This window comes from Streptomyces sp. AC602_WCS936, from assembly GCF_019049125.1.
GTDB lineage: Bacteria > Actinomycetota > Actinomycetes > Streptomycetales > Streptomycetaceae > Streptomyces.
The window spans coordinates 106,655-123,453 of sequence record NZ_JAGMUF010000040.1 but is presented as its reverse complement, the minus strand read 5'-3'; the positions used below and the strand labels follow the sequence as shown (position 1 = coordinate 123,453).

Genomic DNA, 16,799 nt, shown 5'->3' with positions numbered 1-16,799 from the left:
AGGGGCGCGGGGCGGTTTCGGCATGCGGCTCCGCCGCGTGGGCGCGACCAGCCACGGACGGCCCGCAGCCTTCGAACGACGCTAGGACGTCAACCTCTGCGCCCTCACTGCCGAGATCTGCCGCGCGCACCGGGGGCCCAGCACGGACAGCACGAGCAGCACACCGGTCACGACAATCTGCGACTGCGCGGAAACATCCTGAAGACTCATCACGTTCTGCAGGGCCCCGAGCAGAAACACCCCGGCGATCGCGCCGCCCATCGTCCCCTTGCCGCCGTCGAAGTCGATGCCGCCCAGCAGCACGGCGGCGACGACGGAGAGTTCGAGGCCGGTGGCGTTGTCGTAGCGGGCGCTGGCGTAGTGCAGGGCCCAGAAGACGCCGGTGAGGGCGGACATCAGACCGGTGAGGGTGAACAGGATCAGCTTCTGCCGCCTGACCCGGATGCCGGCGAACCGCGCCGCCTCCTCGCTGGCGCCGATGGCGAACAGCGACCGGCCGAACGGCATGGCGTGCAGGGCGACCACGGCGATGACGAGCAGCACGAGGAAGGGGAGGAAGGCGTACGGGACGAAGGTGCCGTCGATGCGTCCGGCCGCGAAGTCCAGGTACCGGGAGGGGAAGTCGGTCACCGCGTCCGAGCCGAGCACGATCTGCGCGATGCCCCGGTAGGCCGCCAGGGTGCCGATGGTGACGGCGAGGGACGGCAGGCCGAGCCGGGTGACCAGCAGCCCGTTGACCAGGCCGCAGACGACGCCGAGCAACAGGCAGACCGGGATGATCACCTCGATGGCCATGCCCTGGTTCCACAGGGCGCCCATCACCGCGCCGGACAGACCCGCGGTGGAGGCGACCGACAGGTCGATCTCGCCGGAGACGACGAGCAGGGTCATCGGCAGGGCGATGAGCGCGATGGGCAGGGTGTTGCCGATGAGGAAGGACAGGTTGAGGGCGTTGCCGAAGCCGTCGACGAAGCCGAAGGAGAGCAGCAGGACGACGAGGAGGAGGGCGCCGACGACCGTGTCCCAGCGGACGGCGCGCATCAGGGAGCGGTCAGCCATGGCGGGCGTTCCTCTTCTTCAGGGCGTCGGCCACGCGGAGCGCGACGATCCGGTCGACGGCGATGGCGAGGATGAGCAGGATGCCGTTGATGGCCAGCACCCACACGGAGCTGACGCCGAGGGCGGGCAGCACGCTGTTGATCGAGGTCAGCAGGAGTGCGCCGAGGGCGGCGCCGTAGACGCTGCCGGAGCCGCCGGTGAAGACGACACCGCCGACCACGACGGCGCTGACGACGGTCAGTTCGTAGCCGTTGCCGGTGCCGGAGTCGACGTTGCCGAACCGGGCCAGGTAGAGGGCGCCGGCTAGTCCGGCGAGGGCGCCGCAGAAGGTGTACGCGGTGAGGATGCGTTTGCGGACCGGGATGCCGGCCAGCCGGGCGGCCTCCGGGTTGGAGCCGAGCGCGTACAGCTCGCGTCCGCTGCCGAAGTGCTTCAGGTAGTACGCGGTGGCGACGAGCACCGCGAGGGCGATCAGCGCCGGCCACGGCACGGCGGAGATCCCGCCCGAGCCGAAGTCGACGAAGCCGCCGGGCAGGTCGGCCGCGGTGATCTGGCGGGAGCCGACCCAGATGGAGTCGATGCCGCGGATGATGTAGAGGGTGCCGAGGGTGACGACCAGGGCGGGCACCTGGCCGAGGCTGACCAGCAGGCCGTTGAGCAGGCCGAAGCCGACGCCCATGAGCACCGCGAGGAGCACGGCGACGACGCTGTTGCCGCCGCCCTGGAGGTAGGTGCCGGCGGCGAAGGCGCTGATGCCGAGGGTGGAGCCGACGGACAGGTCGACGTTGCGGGTGATGACGACCAGGGACTGGCCGGTGGCGACCAGGACCAGGATGGTGGCGTTGAGCAGCAGGTCCTTGATGCCCTGCTCGGACAGGAACTCGCTGTTGCCGGCCTGGGTGACGGCGATCATCACCAGGAAGACGAGGAGGATGGCGAGTTCGCGCATCTTGAAGATGCGGTCGACGAGCCGGGTGGCGCCGGCCTTGGGTACGTCGGTGAGGGGTGCCTGGTCGGGTGCGGTGACCGTCATGCGGCGGCCCTCCCCGTGGCTGCGGCCATCACGGTCTCCTCGGTGGCGTCGGTGCGGGCGATCTCCGCGGTCAGCCGGCCCTCGTGCATCACCAGGACGCGGTCGGCCATGCCGAGGACCTCGGGCAGGTCGGAGGAGATCATCAGGACGGCCACGCCGTCGGCGGCCAGTTCGCTCAGCAGCCGGTGCACCTCGGCCTTGGTGCCGACGTCGATGCCGCGGGTCGGCTCGTCCACGATCAGCACCTTGGGACCGGTGGCCAGCCACTTGGCGAGGACGACCTTCTGCTGGTTGCCTCCGGAGAGGGTGGCGACGGCGTCGGCGATGCGGGCGTACTTGACCTGGAGCTTCACGGCCCAGTCGAGGGAGCGGCTGCGCTCGGCGCCCCGGTCCATCAGCCCGGCCCGCACGGTCGTACGGAGCCCGGTGAGGCCGATGTTGCGCTCGATGGACATGTCCATCACCAGTCCCTGGGCGCGCCGGTCCTCCGGGACCAGGGCGAGGCTCGCGGCCATCGCGGTGGACGGGGCGCCGTTGACCAGGGGATTGCCGTCGACGGTGACCTCACCGGCGTCCCAGCGGTCGATGCCGAAGACGGCGCGGGCGACCTCGGTGCGGCCCGCGCCGACCAGTCCGGCGAGACCCACGATCTCCCCGCGCCGCACCTCGAAGGAGACGTCGGTGAAGACGCCCTCCCGGGTCAGGCGGCGCACGCTGAGGGCGACCTCGCCGGGGCTCACCTCCTGCTTGGGGTAGAGCTCGTCCAGGTCGCGGCCGACCATGCGGCGGACCAGGTCGTCCTCGGTCATGCCGGCCAGCGGCTCACTGGCGATCCAGGCACCGTCGCGCAGCGTGGTGACACGCGCGCAGATCTGGAAGATCTCCTCCAGCCGGTGGGAGATGAAGAGCACGGCGGCGCCCTGCTCGCGCAGGGTGCGCACGACGCCGAAGAGCCGGGTGACCTCGCTGCCGGTGAGCGCGGCGGTCGGCTCGTCCATGATCAGGACGCGGGCGTCGAAGGAGAGCGCCTTGGCGATCTCCACGATCTGCTGGTCCGCGATGGACAGGCCGCGCGCCGGGCGGTCGGGGTCGAGTTCGACGCCGAGGCGCCGCATGAGGGCGGCGGTGGCGTCGCGGGTCGCCCGGTGGTCGATGCGGCCGAGGGCGCGTCGGGGTTGGCGGCCCATGAAGATGTTCTCGGCGATCGACAGGTCGGGGAAGAGGGTCGGCTCCTGGTAGATCACGGCGATGCCGGCGTCGCGGGCGTCGCCGGGGCCGTGGAAGACGACCGGCTCTCCGTCGAGCAGCACCTGTCCGGCGTCCGGCCGGTGCACTCCGGCGAGCGTCTTGATGAGGGTCGACTTGCCGGCGCCGTTCTCCCCGGCGAGGGCGTGGACCTCGCCGGGGAGCAGCTCCAGGGAGACGTCCCGCAGGGCGCGGACCGCGCCGAAGGACTTGGAGACGTCCCTGAGCGCCAGGACCGGGGCCGTACCCGTGTCGGACGGGTGGGTCATGGGGGCTCCTCGACGACGCCGGGCGGGACGGCCCTCACGGCGTCGTGAAAGGTTTCAACTGGGTTGCCGGGACGTTAGGCAGGCAGGGCATGTCGCGTCAATGGGTCCGGGTCGAAAAACTTTCGATAGCCGAAGGTCACGGCCGAGTCACGGAAGGCGGGAGTGAGCAGAAGGGTTGACACCCCTTCGGACGGCTCATAGCTTCACGTTCTGAATCGTTTCACACATGGTCGTGCGCAGAGTCGGTCTCTGGACCGGCCGCGACCCGATGTCACAGGAGCGCCGAAGTGACCGAGCTCGCCGCGGTGAAGACCGCGCTCAAGACCCAGGCAGTCGAGACGCCGTCGTGGGCGTACGGGAACTCCGGCACCCGGTTCAAGGTGTTCGCCCAAGCGGGTGTGCCGCGCGACCCGTTCGAGAAACTGGACGACGCGGCGAAGGTGCACGAGTTCACCGGCGTGGCCCCGACCGTCGCCCTGCACATCCCGTGGGACAAGGTCGAGGACTACGCGGCGCTGGCCGAGCACGCGAAGGAGCGGGGCGTACGGATCGGCGCGATCAACTCCAACACCTTCCAGGACGACGACTACAAGCTCGGCAGCATCTGCCACCCCGACGCGGCGGTGCGCAAGAAGGCCGTCGGCCACCTGCTGGAGTGCGTCGACATCATGGACGCCACCGGTTCGCGGGACCTGAAGCTGTGGTTCGCGGACGGCACGAACTATCCCGGGCAGGACGACGTGCGGTCCCGGCAGGACCGGCTGGCCGAGGGGCTGGCCGAGGTGTACGAGCGGCTGGGCGAGGGGCAGCGGATGCTGCTGGAGTACAAGCTCTTCGAGCCGGCGTTCTACACGACGGACGTGCCGGACTGGGGCACGGCCTACGCGCACTGCCTCCGGCTGGGCGAGAAGGCGCAGGTCGTCGTCGACACCGGGCACCACGCGCCGGGCACGAACATCGAGTTCATCGTGGCGACGCTGCTGCGGGAGGGGAAGCTGGGCGGGTTCGACTTCAACTCGCGCTTCTACGCGGACGACGACCTGATGGTGGGGGCGGCCGATCCGTTCCAGCTGTTCCGGATCATGTACGAGGTGGTGCGCGGGGGCGGGTTCACCTCCGACGTGGCGTTCATGCTGGACCAGTGCCACAACATCGAGGCGAAGATCCCGGCGATCATCCGGTCGGTGATGAACGTTCAGGAGGCCACGGCGAAGGCGTTGCTGGTGGATGCGGAGGCGTTGGGAGCCGCGCAGGCTTCGGGGGACGTGCTGGAGGCCAACTCCGTGTTGATGGACGCGTATGACACGGACGTGCGTCCGCTTCTTCGTGAGGTGCGGGAGGAGATGGGGTTGGCCCCCGAGCCTCGCAAGGCGTACGCGGCGTCCGGGTACGGCGAGAAGGTTGTCGCCGAGCGGGTCGGTGGGCAGCAGGCGGGGTGGGGGGCGTAGGCGTCTGCCGGGTTTCTGTTGTTTTGCGGCTGCGGGCCGGTTGTGGCTGGTCGCGCCCACGCGGCGGAGCCGCACTTCAATACCGTCCCGCGCCCCTGAGGGCGCTTCACCATCCCTCGATCGAGAAGGCACCGTCATGGCATCTCACCCTGAAGCCTCCGCACTCCTCGCCCGCTCCCATCGGCTCGGCTCCGATCCCCGCAACACCAACTACGCCGGCGGCAACGCCTCCGCCAAAGGAACCGCCACCGACCCCGTCACCGGAGGTGATGTGGAGCTGATGTGGGTCAAGGGGTCCGGCGGTGATCTCGGGACGCTCAGCGAGGCGGGGCTCGCCGTGCTGCGGCTGGACCGGATGCGGGCGCTCAAGGGCGTCTACCCGGGCGTCGAGCGCGAGGACGAGATGGTCGCCGCCTTCGACTACTGCCTGCACGGCAAGGGCGGCGCCGCGCCCTCCATCGACACGGCGATGCACGGGCTGGTGGAGGCCGCGCACGTGGACCACCTCCACCCCGACTCCGGGATCGCGCTGGCCTGCGCGGCGGACGGCGAGAAGCTGACCGCCGAGTGCTTCGGCGACACCGTGGTGTGGGTGCCGTGGCGGCGGCCCGGTTTCCAGCTCGGGCTGGACATCGCGGCCGTGAAGGCGGCCAACCCGCGGGCGATCGGGTGTGTGCTCGGCGGACACGGCATCACCGCCTGGGGCGACACCTCCGAGGAGTGCGAGCGCAACTCGCTGCACATCATCCGCACCGCCGAGGCCTTTCTCGCCGAGCGCGGGAAGGCCGAGCCGTTCGGCGCGGTGGTCGACGGGTACGAGGCGCTGCCCGAGGACGAGCGGCGGGAGCGGGCGGCGGCGCTGGCGCCGTACGTCCGTGGCCTGGCGTCCCGAGACCGGCCGCAGGTGGGGCACTTCACCGACACGGACGAGGTACTGGACTTCCTCGCCCGGGCCGAACACCCGAGGCTCGCCGCGCTCGGCACCTCCTGCCCCGACCACTTCCTGCGCACCAAGGTGCGGCCGCTGGTGCTCGACCTGCCGCCGACCGCGCCGCTGGACGAGACGGTCGCACGGCTGGGGGAGCTGCACGCCGCCTATCGCGAGGAGTACGCCGCCTACTACCGGCGGCACGCCGAGCCGGACTCCCCCGCGATGCGCGGCGCCGACCCGGCGATCGTGCTGGTACCGGGCGTGGGCATGTTCAGCTTCGGCAAGGACAAGCAGACGGCCCGGGTGGCCGGCGAGTTCTACGTCAACGCGATCAACGTGATGCGCGGGGCGGAGGCGGTGTCGGCGTACGCGCCGATCGAGGAGTCGGAGAAGTTCCGCATCGAGTACTGGGCGTTGGAGGAGGCCAAGCTGCGGCGGATGCCGAAGCCCCGGCCGCTGGCGACCCGGGTGGCGCTGGTGACCGGTGCGGGCAGCGGGATCGGGAAGGCGATCGCGCGGCGGCTCGTCGACGAGGGCGCCTGCGTGGTCGTCGCCGACCTGAACGGGGAGAACGCCGCGGCGGTCGCCGAGGAGCTGGGCGGGCCGGACAAGGCGGTCGCCGTGACCGTGGACGTGACGGACGAGGAGCGGATCGCCGCGTCGTTCCGCGCGGCCGTGCTCGCCTTCGGCGGGGTCGACCTGGTGGTCAACAACGCGGGCATCTCCATCTCCAAGCCGCTGCTGGAGACCTCCGCCGAGGACTGGGACCTCCAGCACGACATCATGGCCCGCGGCTCCTTCCTGGTCTCGCGCGAGGCGGCCCGGGTGATGACGGCGCAGGAGATGGGCGGCGACATCGTCTACATCGCCTCCAAGAACGCCGTCTTCGCGGGCCCCAACAACATCGCCTACTCCGCCACCAAGGCCGACCAGGCCCACCAGGTGCGGCTGCTCGCCGCCGAGCTGGGTGAGCACGGCATCCGGGTCAACGGGGTCAACCCGGACGGTGTGGTGCGTGGTTCGGGGATCTTCGCGGGCGGCTGGGGCGCGAAGCGGGCGGCCGTGTACGGGGTGCCGGAGGAGAAGCTGGGCGAGTTCTACGCGCAGCGGACGCTGCTGAAGCGCGAGGTGCTGCCCGAACACGTCGCCAACGCCGTGTTCGCGCTGACCGGCGGCGACCTGACCCACACCACCGGTCTGCACGTCCCGGTCGACGCCGGCGTCGCCGCCGCTTTCCTGCGATGAGCGCTGCCGTGGGCGTCAGGTCGTACGCCGCGGTCGACCTCGGCGCGTCCAGCGGGCGCGTCATGGTCGGCCGCGTGGACCCGGACCGGCTGGAGCTGGCCGAGGCGCACCGCTTCCCCAACCGGCCGGTCCGTACTCCGGAAGGGCTGCGCTGGGACGTGCTGGCGCTGTACGCCGGTGTGCTGGACGGGCTGCGGGCGGCCGGGCCGGTGGACTCGGTGGGCGTGGACAGCTGGGCCGTCGACCACGGTCTGCTGGACGCCGACGGGGCGCTGCTCGGCAACCCCGTGCACTACCGCGACGCCCGCACCGAGGGCGTCGCGGAGAAGGTGTGGGCCACGCTGCCCGCCGGGGAGCTGTACGCGGCGACCGGGTTGCAGTACGCGCCCTTCAACACCCTGTACCAGCTCGTCGCCGCGCGCGGCACCGCCCAGTTCGCGCAGGTCCGACGGCTGCTGCTGATCCCGGACCTGCTGACGTACTGGCTGACCGGCGAGCAGGGCACGGAGCTGACCAACGCCTCCACCACCCAGCTGATCGACCCCCGCACCCGGGACTGGTCGCGGGACGTCGCCGACCGGCTCGGGATCGACCTGGCGCTCTTCGCGCCGCTGCGGCAACCGGGCGATCCGGCCGGTGTGCTGACGCCCCGGGTGCTGGAGGAGACGGGGCTGGACGGGCCCGTGCCGGTGACGGCGGTCGGTTCGCACGACACCGCCTCGGCGGTGGCCGCCGTGCCGGCCTCGGGTGAGCGGTTCGCGTACATCTGCACCGGCACCTGGTCGCTGGCCGGGCTGGAGCTGACCGCTCCGGTGCTGACGGAGGAGAGCCGCGCCGCGAACTTCACCAACGAGCTGGGGCTGGACGGCACGGTCCGGTACCTGCGCAACATCATGGGGCTGTGGCTGCTCCAGGAGTGCGTACGGGCCTGGGGCGAGCCCGAGCTGGGCGAGCTGCTGCTCGCGGCGGCGCGGGTGCCGGCGCTGCGGTCGGTGGTGGACGCGGGTGACGCGTCGTTCCTCACGCCGGGGCGGATGCCGGAGCGGATCGCCGAGGCGTGCCGCGCCTCGGGGCAGCCGGTGCCGGGGACGCCCGCCGAGGTGACCCGGTGCATCCTCGACTCGCTGGCGCTGGCCCACCGCGGGGCCGTCGAGGACGCCCAGCGCCTCGCCGGGCATCCGGTGGACGTCGTGCACGTGGTCGGCGGGGGCACCCGCAACGCGCTGCTGTGCCAGCTGACCGCCGACGCCTGCGGGCTGCCGGTGGTGGCGGGGCCGACCGAGGCCGCCGCGCTCGGCAACGTCCTGGTGCAGGCCCGCGCCCACGGGCTGGTCGGCGGCCTCGCCGACATGCGCCGGCTGCTGGTGCGCACCCAGTCGCTGACCCGGTACGAGCCTCGGGGCGGCACGGCGCGCTGGCGGGCGGCCGAAGCCCGACTCGCCGACCGGTGAACGGGGGTCTCCCCCGGCCTCGCCGCGCCGACTACCCTGCGATTCATCCGATGATCAACAAGTCTCGTCGACCACGTTCCACCGACCACGTTGCACCGATCACGTTTCCACCGATCACAAGGAGCCGCGATGCGTGTCGCCCTGTTCCTGACCTGCGTCAACGACACGCTGTACCCGGACACCGGCCGTGCCGTGGTGAAGCTGCTGACCAGACTGGGTGTCGAGGTCGACTTCCCGATGGGCCAGACCTGCTGCGGCCAGGCGCACTACAACACCGGTTACCGGCACGAGGCGGAGCCGCTGGCCCGGCACTTCGCGGAGGTCTTCGCGGAGTACGACGCGGTCGTGATGCCGTCGGGCTCGTGCGGGGCGATGGTGCGGGAGCTGTATCCGCGCATGGGTGAGCGGGCGCGCGCGGAGGGGCGCGGGGACAGCCTCGCGGCGACGCTGGCTCCGGTGGTGCCGAAGACGTACGAGCTGACGGAGTTCCTGGTGGACGTGCTGGGGGTGACGGACGTGGGGGCGTACTACCCGCACTCGGTCACCTACCACCCGACCTGCCACGGGCTGCGCGGCCTGGGCCTGGGCGACCGGCCCCGGCGGCTGCTGGAGGCGGTGAAGGGGCTGGAGCTGGTGGAGTTGCCGGGCGCCGAGGAGTGCTGCGGCTTCGGCGGCACTTTCGCCGTGAAGAACGCGGACGTGTCGGCGGCGATGGGCGCGGACAAGGTGCGCAACGCCGAGTCGACGGGCGCGGAGGTGCTGTGCGCGGCCGACAACTCCTGCCTGATGCACATCGGCGGCACCATGACGCGGCTGCGCACGGGCATGCGGCCGGTGCACATCGCGGAGATCCTGGCGAGCACCAAGGAGGCGGTGGCCGTATGAGCGGCACGTTCGTGGGGATGCCGGCCTTCCCGGAGGCCGCGCGTACGGCGGTGCGCAACCCGACGCTGCGCGGCAACCTGCGCCACGCCACCCACACCATCCGGGACAAGCGGGCCCGCGCGGTCGCGGAGCTGGACGACTGGGCACAGTTGCGCGAGGCCGGCCGACGCATCAAGGACCACACCCTGCGCCACCTCGACCGGTACCTGGTGCAGGTGGAGGAGGCGGTCACGGCGGCCGGCGGGACCGTGCACTGGGCCGCCGACGCGGACGAGGCCAACGCGATCGTCGCCCGGCTGGTCGAGGAGACCGGTGAGCGGGAGGTCGTCAAGGTCAAGTCGATGGCGACGCAGGAGATCGGTCTCAACGAGGCCCTGGAGGCGGAGGGCATCCACGCCTACGAGACGGATCTCGCCGAACTGATCGTGCAGTTGGGCAAGGACCGGCCGTCGCACATCCTGGTCCCGGCGATCCACCGCAACCGCGGGGAGATCCGGGACATCTTCCGCTCCGAGATGAGCGAGTGGGGACGCCCGGCACCGGAGGGCCTGACGGACACGCCCGCCGAACTCGCGGAGGCGGCACGGCTTCACCTGCGGGAGAAGTTCCTGCGGGCCAAGGTCGGCATCTCCGGCGCGAACTTCGTCGTCGCCGAGACCGGCACGCTCGTGGTCGTGGAGTCCGAGGGCAACGGGCGGATGTGTCTGACGCTGCCCGAGACGCTGATCTCGGTCGTCGGCATCGAGAAGATCGTGCCGAGCTGGCAGGACCTGGAGGTCTTCCTCCAGACCCTCCCCCGCTCCTCCACCGCCGAGCGCATGAACCCGTACACGTCCATGTGGACCGGCACCACCGACCAGGACGGCCCGCGCACCTTCCACTTGGTGCTGCTGGACAACGGCCGCACCGACACCCTCGCCGACGAGGTCGGCCGCCAGGCGCTGCGCTGCATCCGCTGCTCGGCCTGCCTCAACGTCTGCCCGGTGTACGAGCGGGCGGGCGGCCACGCCTACGGCTCGGTCTACCCGGGTCCGATCGGCGCGATCCTCAGCCCGCAACTGCGGGGCACGGGCAGCGAGATCGACGCCTCCCTGCCGTACGCGTCGTCGCTGTGCGGCGCCTGCTACGAGGTGTGCCCGGTGGCCATCGACATCCCCGAGGTGCTGGTGCACCTGCGGGAGCGGGTGGTGCAGGGCGGCCCGGCCGTCCGGCGGGGCAACCGGGTCGTCCTGAAACCGGCCAAGGGGCACGCGGCCGAGCGGGCGGCGATGCGGGCGGCGCAGTGGGCGTTCACGCACCCGGGCGCGCTGCGGACCGGGCAGCGGCTGGCGTCGCGCACCCGGCGGCTGCACCCGCGGACGCTTCCCGGACCCGGCCGGGCCTGGAGCGGCACGCGCGATCTCCCTCAGGTGCCCGCGGAACCGTTCCGCGACTGGTGGCAGCGCACGCGCGGTGGGAAGGACGAGGCCAAGTGAGCAGCAGGGAACGCATTCTGGGCCGGGTGCGGCGCGCCCTCGCGGACGTGCCGGCCGACGAGGCTCCGCCGACGCGGGACTATCTGCGCGAGCACGGGCGGCGGAGCACCGCCGAGACGGTGGAGCTGCTCGCCGAGAACCTGGCGGACTACCGGGCTATCGTGCACCGCTGCACGGACGAGCAGTTGCCCGAGCTGCTGATGCGGCTCATGGCGGCACACGGCTCGCAGAGCGTGGTCGTTCCGCCGGGGCTGCCCCCGTACTGGCTCAAGGCGGTCGACGCGACCCGCGTCCACGACCGCGCGGCGAACACCCCGCAGGACCTCGACCGGGTCGACAGCGTGGTCACGGGCTGCGCGGTCGCCGTCGCCGAGACCGGCACCATCGTCCTGGACGGCTCCCCCGACCAGGGCCGCCGCCGTATCACCCTCGTCCCCGACCACCATGTCTGCGTCGTACGGGTGCCGGACCAGGTGGTGTCGTCGGTCCCGCAGGCTCTCGAACGCCTCGACCCGGCCCGCCCGTTGACCTGGATCTCCGGTCCGTCGGCGACCAGTGACATCGAGCTGGACCGGGTCGAGGGGGTGCACGGTCCGCGCACGCTGGAGGTGGTGCTGGTGGAGGGGTGAGCGAGCGGGCGGGCGGTCGTCGGTCCGGGCGGGTGCCGGGCCGGGTGTCGCTGAGTACACCCCCCGATACGGGCTCTGCGCCCCGTGTGCCCCGGCGTTCCGCTCCGTAGCGTCCTCGGTGAGGCAGCGCACAGGGCGTGCCGCACGGAGGATGATGACGATGTTTCGCACCGGCGCACGAGGCGGCAGTGAACCGGGGCCCGCCCCCGAGGCGCTCCGTCTGGTCAAGGTGACCCGGACCTACGGCACCGCCGAGAACGCGGTGACCGCGCTGGACGGGGTGACGCTGAGCCTGGGGCGTGGCACGTTCACCGCGGTGATGGGGCCGTCTGGTTCGGGCAAGTCCACGTTGCTGCAGTGCGCGGCGGGTCTCGACCGGCCGGACGGCGGCATCGTGTGGGTGGACGGCACGGAGCTGACGGGCGGCACCGAGGCGGAGCTGACCAGGTTCCGGCGCGGCCGGGTCGGGTTCGTGTTCCAGCAGTACAACCTGCTGGAGACGCTCACGGTCGCGCAGAACACGGTGCTGCCGTTGAAGCTGGCCGGGCGCCGCGTCGACCGGAAGCGGGCGCGGGAGGTCCTGGCCGCGGTCGGTCTCGGGGACCGGCTCGGGCACCGTCCCGACCAGCTCTCCGGGGGGCAGCGGCAGCGGGTGGCGATCGCCCGTGCGCTGGTGACCGAGCCCCGGGTGATCTTCGCGGACGAGCCGACGGGCGCGCTGGACACGCGCAGCGCGCGGCAGGTGATGCTGCTGTTGCAGGAGGCGGTGCGGGTGCACGGCCGGACCGTGGTGATGGTGACGCACGACCCGGTCGCCGCCTCGTACGCCGACTCGGTCGTCTTCCTCGCCGACGGACGGCTCGCGGGGCGGATGGACGCGCCGGCGCCGGACGCGGTCGCGGAGCGGCTGGCGCACCTGGGCGACGACGTGCCGGCGGGGGTGTGAGCGGTGTTCGTACTGGCCCTGCGGTCGATCCGGCGGCGCCCCGGACGGTTCCTCGCGACGCTGCTGTCCGCCTTCCTGGGCGCGGCGGTCATCATGATGTTCAACTCGATGCACGACACGGCCGGGCAGGGCGGGGTGGACCCGGTCAGCTCGGAGACGCTGGGCACGGCGGCGGGGGTCGTCGGTGGGTACGGGACGCTGCTGGTGTTCTTCGCGGTGGCCTCGACGCTGACGGTCAACGTGCGGCAGCGCACCGCCGAGTTGGAACTGCTGCGCTGCTCGGGGGCGACCCCGGCGCAGATCAAGCGGATGGTGGTGGGTGAGGCGGTGGCCGTGGCCCTGGTGGGCGCGGCGCTGGCCGTCGGCCCGGCGATGCTCGGTGGGCGGGCGCTGCTGGAGATGTTCCAGGACAGCGGCCAGGTGGCGGGAGCCGTCGAGTACTCCTTCGGGCCGGTCGCGCTGCTGAGCGGTGTGGGCATCACGCTGCTCGCGTCGGCGGGCGCCGCGTTCCTGGCGGTGCGGCGGGTGACGCGGCGCGGTCGGGAGCGGGCCGGTGCCAAGCGGTTCCTGGCGTACGCCGCGCTCGCCACCGGTGCCGTCGGGGCGGGTGCCACGTTCCTGTTCTCCGCGACGGACGAGGCGCTGATGGCGCCGCCGGCCTACGGGGCGATCCTGCTGTCGGTGGGCTTCGCGCTGCTGTCGCCGCGGCTGCTGAAGGGCGTGCTCGACCGGTTGCCGTTGAGCGGCGCGAGCGGCTGGCTGGCCGTGCGCAACCTGCGGGAGCGGGCGGATCACCTCGCCGGGATCCTGGTGTCGCTGATCCTGTTCACGGCGGTGTCGACGGCGACGGTCACCGTGCAGGCGGTGGAGAGCGACGCGGTGAAGGCCTCCGGCCTGGTCAAGTCGGTCGACGCGAAGAACCTGGAGACGCTCAACCTCACGGTGGTCGGCATCATCGCGGTGTTCGTCTGCGTGATGCTGGTCAACTCGCTGTACGCGGCGACGACATACCGCTCCCGGGAGTTCGGGCAGCAGCGCCTCGCGGGGGCGACCCCGGGCCAGGTGCTGGGCGTGGTCGGCGTCGAGGGGCTGATCCTGACGCTGACCGGGGTGTTCTTCGGCACGGTGGCCGCGCTGGCCGGGGTCGTGCCGTTCACGGTGGTGCGGACCGACGCGGTGCTGCCGGAGCAGTTCCCCGGCGTCTGGCTGACGATGATGTCGGTGTCGGCGGCGGTGACGCTCGGGACGGGTCTGGGGACGGCCCGGCGGGTGCTGCGTACGCCGGCGGTCGGGGCGGTGGCCCTGGCGGCGTGAGCGACGCGGGAGGAGGGGGTGACCGCCGAGGCGGTCACCCCCTCCTCCCGTATGCGCTTCTAGTCGGCCTTGGCGTACTCCTTCGCCATGCCGCCCGCGAAGTCGTACACGACGCACTGCGCGTCGCCCACGACCCAGGCGTCGTGGCCGGGCGAGCAGACGAACACGTCGCCGGGGCCCACCTCGCTCTCGGCGCCGTCGTCCATGCGGACGTGCATCCGGCCCTCCGCCACATAGCAGTTGTGGTGGATCATGCAGCTGTCGGTGCCCGCGATGGGCGCCACGGACTCCGACCAGCGCCAGCCCGGTTCGAAGGTGGCGACGGCGAAGTCGAGTCCTTCCATGTGCACGGCCTCGATGTGCCCGCGGGGGAAATCGCGCCGCTCGTCCGGCTTGTCGAGCGTCTTGGCCTCCAGCATGACGCTCCTCCTTTCCCAGTCCCCACCACCCCATCGTCCGCCTGTCAACTCGGCGCCGCCATCCGGGAGGAGTTGACATCCACGGGCCACCTGATCATGCTTCTACTAATGAATTAATGAAAGCATGGAAGGTGACGTGGTCGAGTACCGGATCGATCGGCGCAGCGGCATCCCCGCCTACGTACAGATCGTGCGGCAGACCGAGCAGGCGCTCCGGATGGGCGTGCTGCGGGTCGGGGACAAGCTCCCGACGGCCAAGGAGGTCGTCGCCGCCACCGCCATCAACCCCAACACCGTGTTCCGGGCCTATCGCGACCTGGAGCAGGCCGGTCTGGTGCGGTCGCGGCGCGGGCTCGGCACCTTCGTGACGCGGTCGCTGGCGCGGCCCGGCGCGGAGGACGACTCGCCGCTGCGCACGGAGCTCGCCGAGTGGGTCGCACGGGCCCGGTCGGCCGGACTGGAGCGGGACGACGTGCTCGCCCTGGTCACGGCGGCCCTGGACGCGTACGAGCCCGACGAGCCGCACGAGCAGGACCCGGGTGACCGGGGACGGAGACAGGAGGACGCATGACCGGGCCGGACGAGCCCGCCGCGCTGCACGCCACGGACCTCGGGTTCCGCTACCGGGCACGCGGCGACTGGGCCCTGCGGGACTGCGGGTTCACGGTGCCCCGCGGCCGGATCACCGCGCTGGTGGGCCGCAACGGCGCGGGCAAGAGCACCCTGCTGCACCTGGCCGGCGGCCTGCTGCGGCCCACGCGCGGAGAGATCCGGGCCCTGGGCACCGCGCCGGACACGGCCGCGGCCCGCACCCGGGTCGCTCTGCTCACCCAGGACAAGCCGCTCTACCCGCGCTTCACGGTGGCCGACACCCTGCGCATGGGCGGCAAGCTGAACGCCGCCTGGGACCGGGCGGTCGCCGAGCGGGTCGTGGGCGAGGGCGGCATCCCTCTGACGGCCCGCGTGGGCGAGCTGTCACCGGGCCGGCGCACCCGGGTGGCGCTCGCCCTGGCCCTCGGCAAGCGGCCGGAGCTGCTGCTCCTGGACGAGCCGCTCGCCGACCTCGACCCGGTGGTGCGTGAGGAGATCATGGCGACCCTGATGGCCGAGGCGGCGGAGCGCGAGGTGAGCATCGTGCTGTCCTCGCACGTCCTGCCCGACCTGGAGCAGACCTGCGACCGGGTACTGCTGCTGCGGGCCGGCCGGGTCGCACTGGACGAGGACACCGACGCGCTCCGCGAAAGCCACGCCCTGGTCACCGGACACGCCGACGAGGCACCCGGACTGCGGCGCCACGAAGTGGTGCGGAAACGCACGCACGGACGGCAGCTGACCGCGCTGATACGCCCCCGGGGCCCGCTCGGCGGCGACTGGCACGTCGAGCGGCCCGGCCTGGAGGAAATCCTCCTCGGTCACCTGCGCTCCGGCGCCGACGGCACGCGGGAGGCGGCGTGAAGGGCACGTTGTGGCTGGCCTGGCGCCAGCAGCGGGTGCTGGTCGGCTGCGGCGCGGCCGTCCTGGTCGTCGCCGCCGTGCTCGCCGCCTACTTCCGCTCGGGCATGCTGGACGACCTGCACAGCGGGCTGTTCGACCACTGCGATCCCGGCCCGCTGTTCTGCAGCCGGCCCGGCGACGGGCTGCCGCAGTTCCTGGACATCGAACCGCTCAAGCTGCTCGGCGCGCTCAACATCGCCCTGCCCACGCTGATCGGCATGTTCTGGGGAGCACCGCTGCTGGGCCGCGACCGGGAGCTGGGCACCCACCGGATGGTGCTGGCGCAGGGCGTGAGCCGGGCCCAGTGGTTCACCTCCCGCCTCGCCCTCGCCGCGGTTGGCACCGTGGCGCTCTCCGGGTCGCTGGCCCTGCTGTTCCGCTGGTGGTGGGAGCCCGCCGCCAACCACAGCTACGGCGTCTTCTGGTACGAGGCGACCGCGCTCACCGGTTCCGGCCCCTCCGCCGTCGCCGCCGCGCTGTGCGGCCTGGCCGTGGGCACCCTCGCCGGGCTGCTGACCCGCCGGGTGCTGTCCGCGATGGCGTGGACGCTGCTGGTCACGGCCGCGGTGACGGCGCTGGTGCAGTGGACCCACCGGGCCCGGCTCCTGGTCCCGCCGCACACCTACGTCAGCGACGGGTGGCGGCCCAAGGCACCCATGGGCGAGAAGTGGTCCACCGGGCACTACGGCCTGATCACGGCGTCCGGCCGCCGGGAGGACGTCCTGAACTGTCCCTACCCGTCCGGGCGCGAGCTGAAGGAGTGCATGACGCAGCACGGCTACGTCGCACGCTTCTACGAGGCGAACCCCGCCGGCGACTACTGGGCGTTCCAGTGGACCGACACGGCGCTCCTCGGCGGCCTCGCGCTCGTACTCGCCCTCGTCACGGTCCTGTTGCTGCGCCGCCGGATCTGACACCCTCTGCGGAACCTCCCGCACCGTCCCCCCTCAACCCCT

The 16,799-nt window shown here is 72.2% G+C and carries 15 protein-coding genes; 11 read left to right on the top strand and 4 right to left on the bottom strand.

Annotation, left to right across the window (positions count from 1 at the left end; genetic code table 11):
• Positions 1–81: 81 nt before the first annotated feature.
• From KUM03_RS15845 to KUM03_RS15835, 3 genes are read right to left on the bottom strand one after another with little or no spacing between them, the layout of a single operon-like run.
• The gene (locus tag KUM03_RS15845) at positions 82–1,059 is read right to left on the bottom strand and encodes an ABC transporter permease (RefSeq protein ID WP_217249069.1); all 978 of its coding nucleotides are present in this window, start codon (positions 1,057–1,059) and stop codon (positions 82–84) included.
• Positions 1,052–2,092 carry an ABC transporter permease gene (locus KUM03_RS15840; RefSeq protein WP_217249067.1) on the bottom strand — a complete coding sequence of 347 codons (1,041 nt, stop codon included), beginning with the start codon at positions 2,090–2,092 and terminating at the stop codon, positions 1,052–1,054. Before KUM03_RS15840 ends, KUM03_RS15845 begins: the two co-directional genes overlap by 8 nt.
• Complete coding sequence (locus KUM03_RS15835; protein ID WP_217249065.1) at positions 2,089–3,606, bottom strand: sugar ABC transporter ATP-binding protein; 1,518 nt, start codon at positions 3,604–3,606, stop codon at positions 2,089–2,091. Before KUM03_RS15835 ends, KUM03_RS15840 begins: the two co-directional genes overlap by 4 nt.
• Before the next feature lie 287 nt (positions 3,607–3,893).
• On the opposite strand from KUM03_RS15835, the gene rhaI reads away from it, so the two are divergent.
• The 8 genes from rhaI to KUM03_RS15795 all read left to right on the top strand — a co-directional run bounded on the left by rhaI (position 3,894) and on the right by KUM03_RS15795 (position 13,930).
• Positions 3,894–5,054: an L-rhamnose isomerase gene (gene rhaI / locus KUM03_RS15830; protein WP_217249063.1), complete on the top strand. Its 1,161-nt coding sequence runs from the start codon at positions 3,894–3,896 to the stop codon at positions 5,052–5,054.
• A gap of 136 nt (positions 5,055–5,190) precedes the next feature.
• The gene (locus tag KUM03_RS15825) at positions 5,191–7,230 is read left to right on the top strand and encodes a bifunctional aldolase/short-chain dehydrogenase (RefSeq protein WP_217249059.1); all 2,040 of its coding nucleotides are present in this window, start codon (positions 5,191–5,193) and stop codon (positions 7,228–7,230) included.
• Positions 7,227–8,681 (top strand): rhamnulokinase family protein, encoded by a 1,455-nt coding sequence (locus KUM03_RS15820; RefSeq protein ID WP_217249057.1) that lies wholly within the window; start codon positions 7,227–7,229, stop codon positions 8,679–8,681. The genes KUM03_RS15825 and KUM03_RS15820 overlap by 4 nt, the downstream gene beginning before the upstream one ends.
• A 129-nt stretch (positions 8,682–8,810) precedes the next feature.
• Positions 8,811–9,566 carry a (Fe-S)-binding protein gene (locus KUM03_RS15815; protein ID WP_217249055.1) on the top strand — a complete coding sequence of 252 codons (756 nt, stop codon included), beginning with the start codon at positions 8,811–8,813 and terminating at the stop codon, positions 9,564–9,566.
• Positions 9,563–11,041, top strand: a complete 1,479-nt coding sequence (locus tag KUM03_RS15810; protein ID WP_217249053.1) for a LutB/LldF family L-lactate oxidation iron-sulfur protein — start codon at positions 9,563–9,565, stop codon at positions 11,039–11,041. Before KUM03_RS15815 ends, KUM03_RS15810 begins: the two co-directional genes overlap by 4 nt.
• A complete protein-coding gene (locus tag KUM03_RS15805; protein ID WP_217249051.1) occupies positions 11,038–11,670 on the top strand; it encodes a lactate utilization protein C in 633 nt (210 codons plus the stop codon). Before KUM03_RS15810 ends, KUM03_RS15805 begins: the two co-directional genes overlap by 4 nt.
• A 160-nt stretch (positions 11,671–11,830) precedes the next feature.
• On the top strand, positions 11,831–12,616 hold the full coding sequence (locus KUM03_RS15800) for an ABC transporter ATP-binding protein (protein ID WP_217249049.1): 786 nt from the start codon (positions 11,831–11,833) through the stop codon (positions 12,614–12,616).
• 3 nt (positions 12,617–12,619) lie between these two features.
• Positions 12,620–13,930 (top strand): ABC transporter permease, encoded by a 1,311-nt coding sequence (locus tag KUM03_RS15795; RefSeq protein ID WP_217249047.1) that lies wholly within the window; start codon positions 12,620–12,622, stop codon positions 13,928–13,930.
• 59 nt (positions 13,931–13,989) lie between these two features.
• Here KUM03_RS15795 and KUM03_RS15790 read toward each other — a convergent pair whose 3' ends face one another.
• Positions 13,990–14,349, bottom strand: coding sequence for a cupin domain-containing protein (locus tag KUM03_RS15790; RefSeq protein WP_217249045.1), 360 nt, complete (start codon positions 14,347–14,349; stop codon positions 13,990–13,992).
• Between the two features lie 124 nt (positions 14,350–14,473).
• Between KUM03_RS15790 and KUM03_RS15785 the strand changes: the two genes are divergently transcribed.
• From KUM03_RS15785 to KUM03_RS15775, 3 genes are read left to right on the top strand one after another with little or no spacing between them, the layout of a single operon-like run.
• The gene (locus KUM03_RS15785) at positions 14,474–14,920 is read left to right on the top strand and encodes a GntR family transcriptional regulator (protein WP_217249044.1); all 447 of its coding nucleotides are present in this window, start codon (positions 14,474–14,476) and stop codon (positions 14,918–14,920) included.
• A complete protein-coding gene (locus KUM03_RS15780; RefSeq protein ID WP_217249041.1) occupies positions 14,917–15,804 on the top strand; it encodes an ATP-binding cassette domain-containing protein in 888 nt (295 codons plus the stop codon). Before KUM03_RS15785 ends, KUM03_RS15780 begins: the two co-directional genes overlap by 4 nt.
• Positions 15,801–16,757 carry a transporter gene (locus KUM03_RS15775; protein WP_217249040.1) on the top strand — a complete coding sequence of 319 codons (957 nt, stop codon included), beginning with the start codon at positions 15,801–15,803 and terminating at the stop codon, positions 16,755–16,757. The genes KUM03_RS15780 and KUM03_RS15775 overlap by 4 nt, the downstream gene beginning before the upstream one ends.
• The last annotated feature ends 42 nt before the right edge of the window (positions 16,758–16,799 follow it).

What these genes read in the sequence shown, in the direction of transcription:
- KUM03_RS15845 (WP_217249069.1), bottom strand. Translation starts at nt 1,059, where the DNA reads ATGGCTGACCGCTCCCTGATGCGCGCCGTCCGCTGGGACACGGTCGTC.
- KUM03_RS15840 (WP_217249067.1), bottom strand. Translation starts at nt 2,092, where the DNA reads ATGACGGTCACCGCACCCGACCAGGCACCCCTCACCGACGTACCCAAG.
- KUM03_RS15835 (WP_217249065.1), bottom strand. Translation starts at nt 3,606, where the DNA reads ATGACCCACCCGTCCGACACGGGTACGGCCCCGGTCCTGGCGCTCAGG.
- KUM03_RS15825 (WP_217249059.1), top strand. Translation starts at nt 5,191, where the DNA reads ATGGCATCTCACCCTGAAGCCTCCGCACTCCTCGCCCGCTCCCATCGG.
- KUM03_RS15820 (WP_217249057.1), top strand. Translation starts at nt 7,227, where the DNA reads ATGAGCGCTGCCGTGGGCGTCAGGTCGTACGCCGCGGTCGACCTCGGC.
- KUM03_RS15815 (WP_217249055.1), top strand. Translation starts at nt 8,811, where the DNA reads ATGCGTGTCGCCCTGTTCCTGACCTGCGTCAACGACACGCTGTACCCG.
- KUM03_RS15810 (WP_217249053.1), top strand. Translation starts at nt 9,563, where the DNA reads ATGAGCGGCACGTTCGTGGGGATGCCGGCCTTCCCGGAGGCCGCGCGT.
- KUM03_RS15800 (WP_217249049.1), top strand. Translation starts at nt 11,831, where the DNA reads ATGTTTCGCACCGGCGCACGAGGCGGCAGTGAACCGGGGCCCGCCCCC.
- KUM03_RS15790 (WP_217249045.1), bottom strand. Translation starts at nt 14,349, where the DNA reads ATGCTGGAGGCCAAGACGCTCGACAAGCCGGACGAGCGGCGCGATTTC.
- KUM03_RS15785 (WP_217249044.1), top strand. Translation starts at nt 14,474, where the DNA reads ATGGAAGGTGACGTGGTCGAGTACCGGATCGATCGGCGCAGCGGCATC.
- KUM03_RS15780 (WP_217249041.1), top strand. Translation starts at nt 14,917, where the DNA reads ATGACCGGGCCGGACGAGCCCGCCGCGCTGCACGCCACGGACCTCGGG.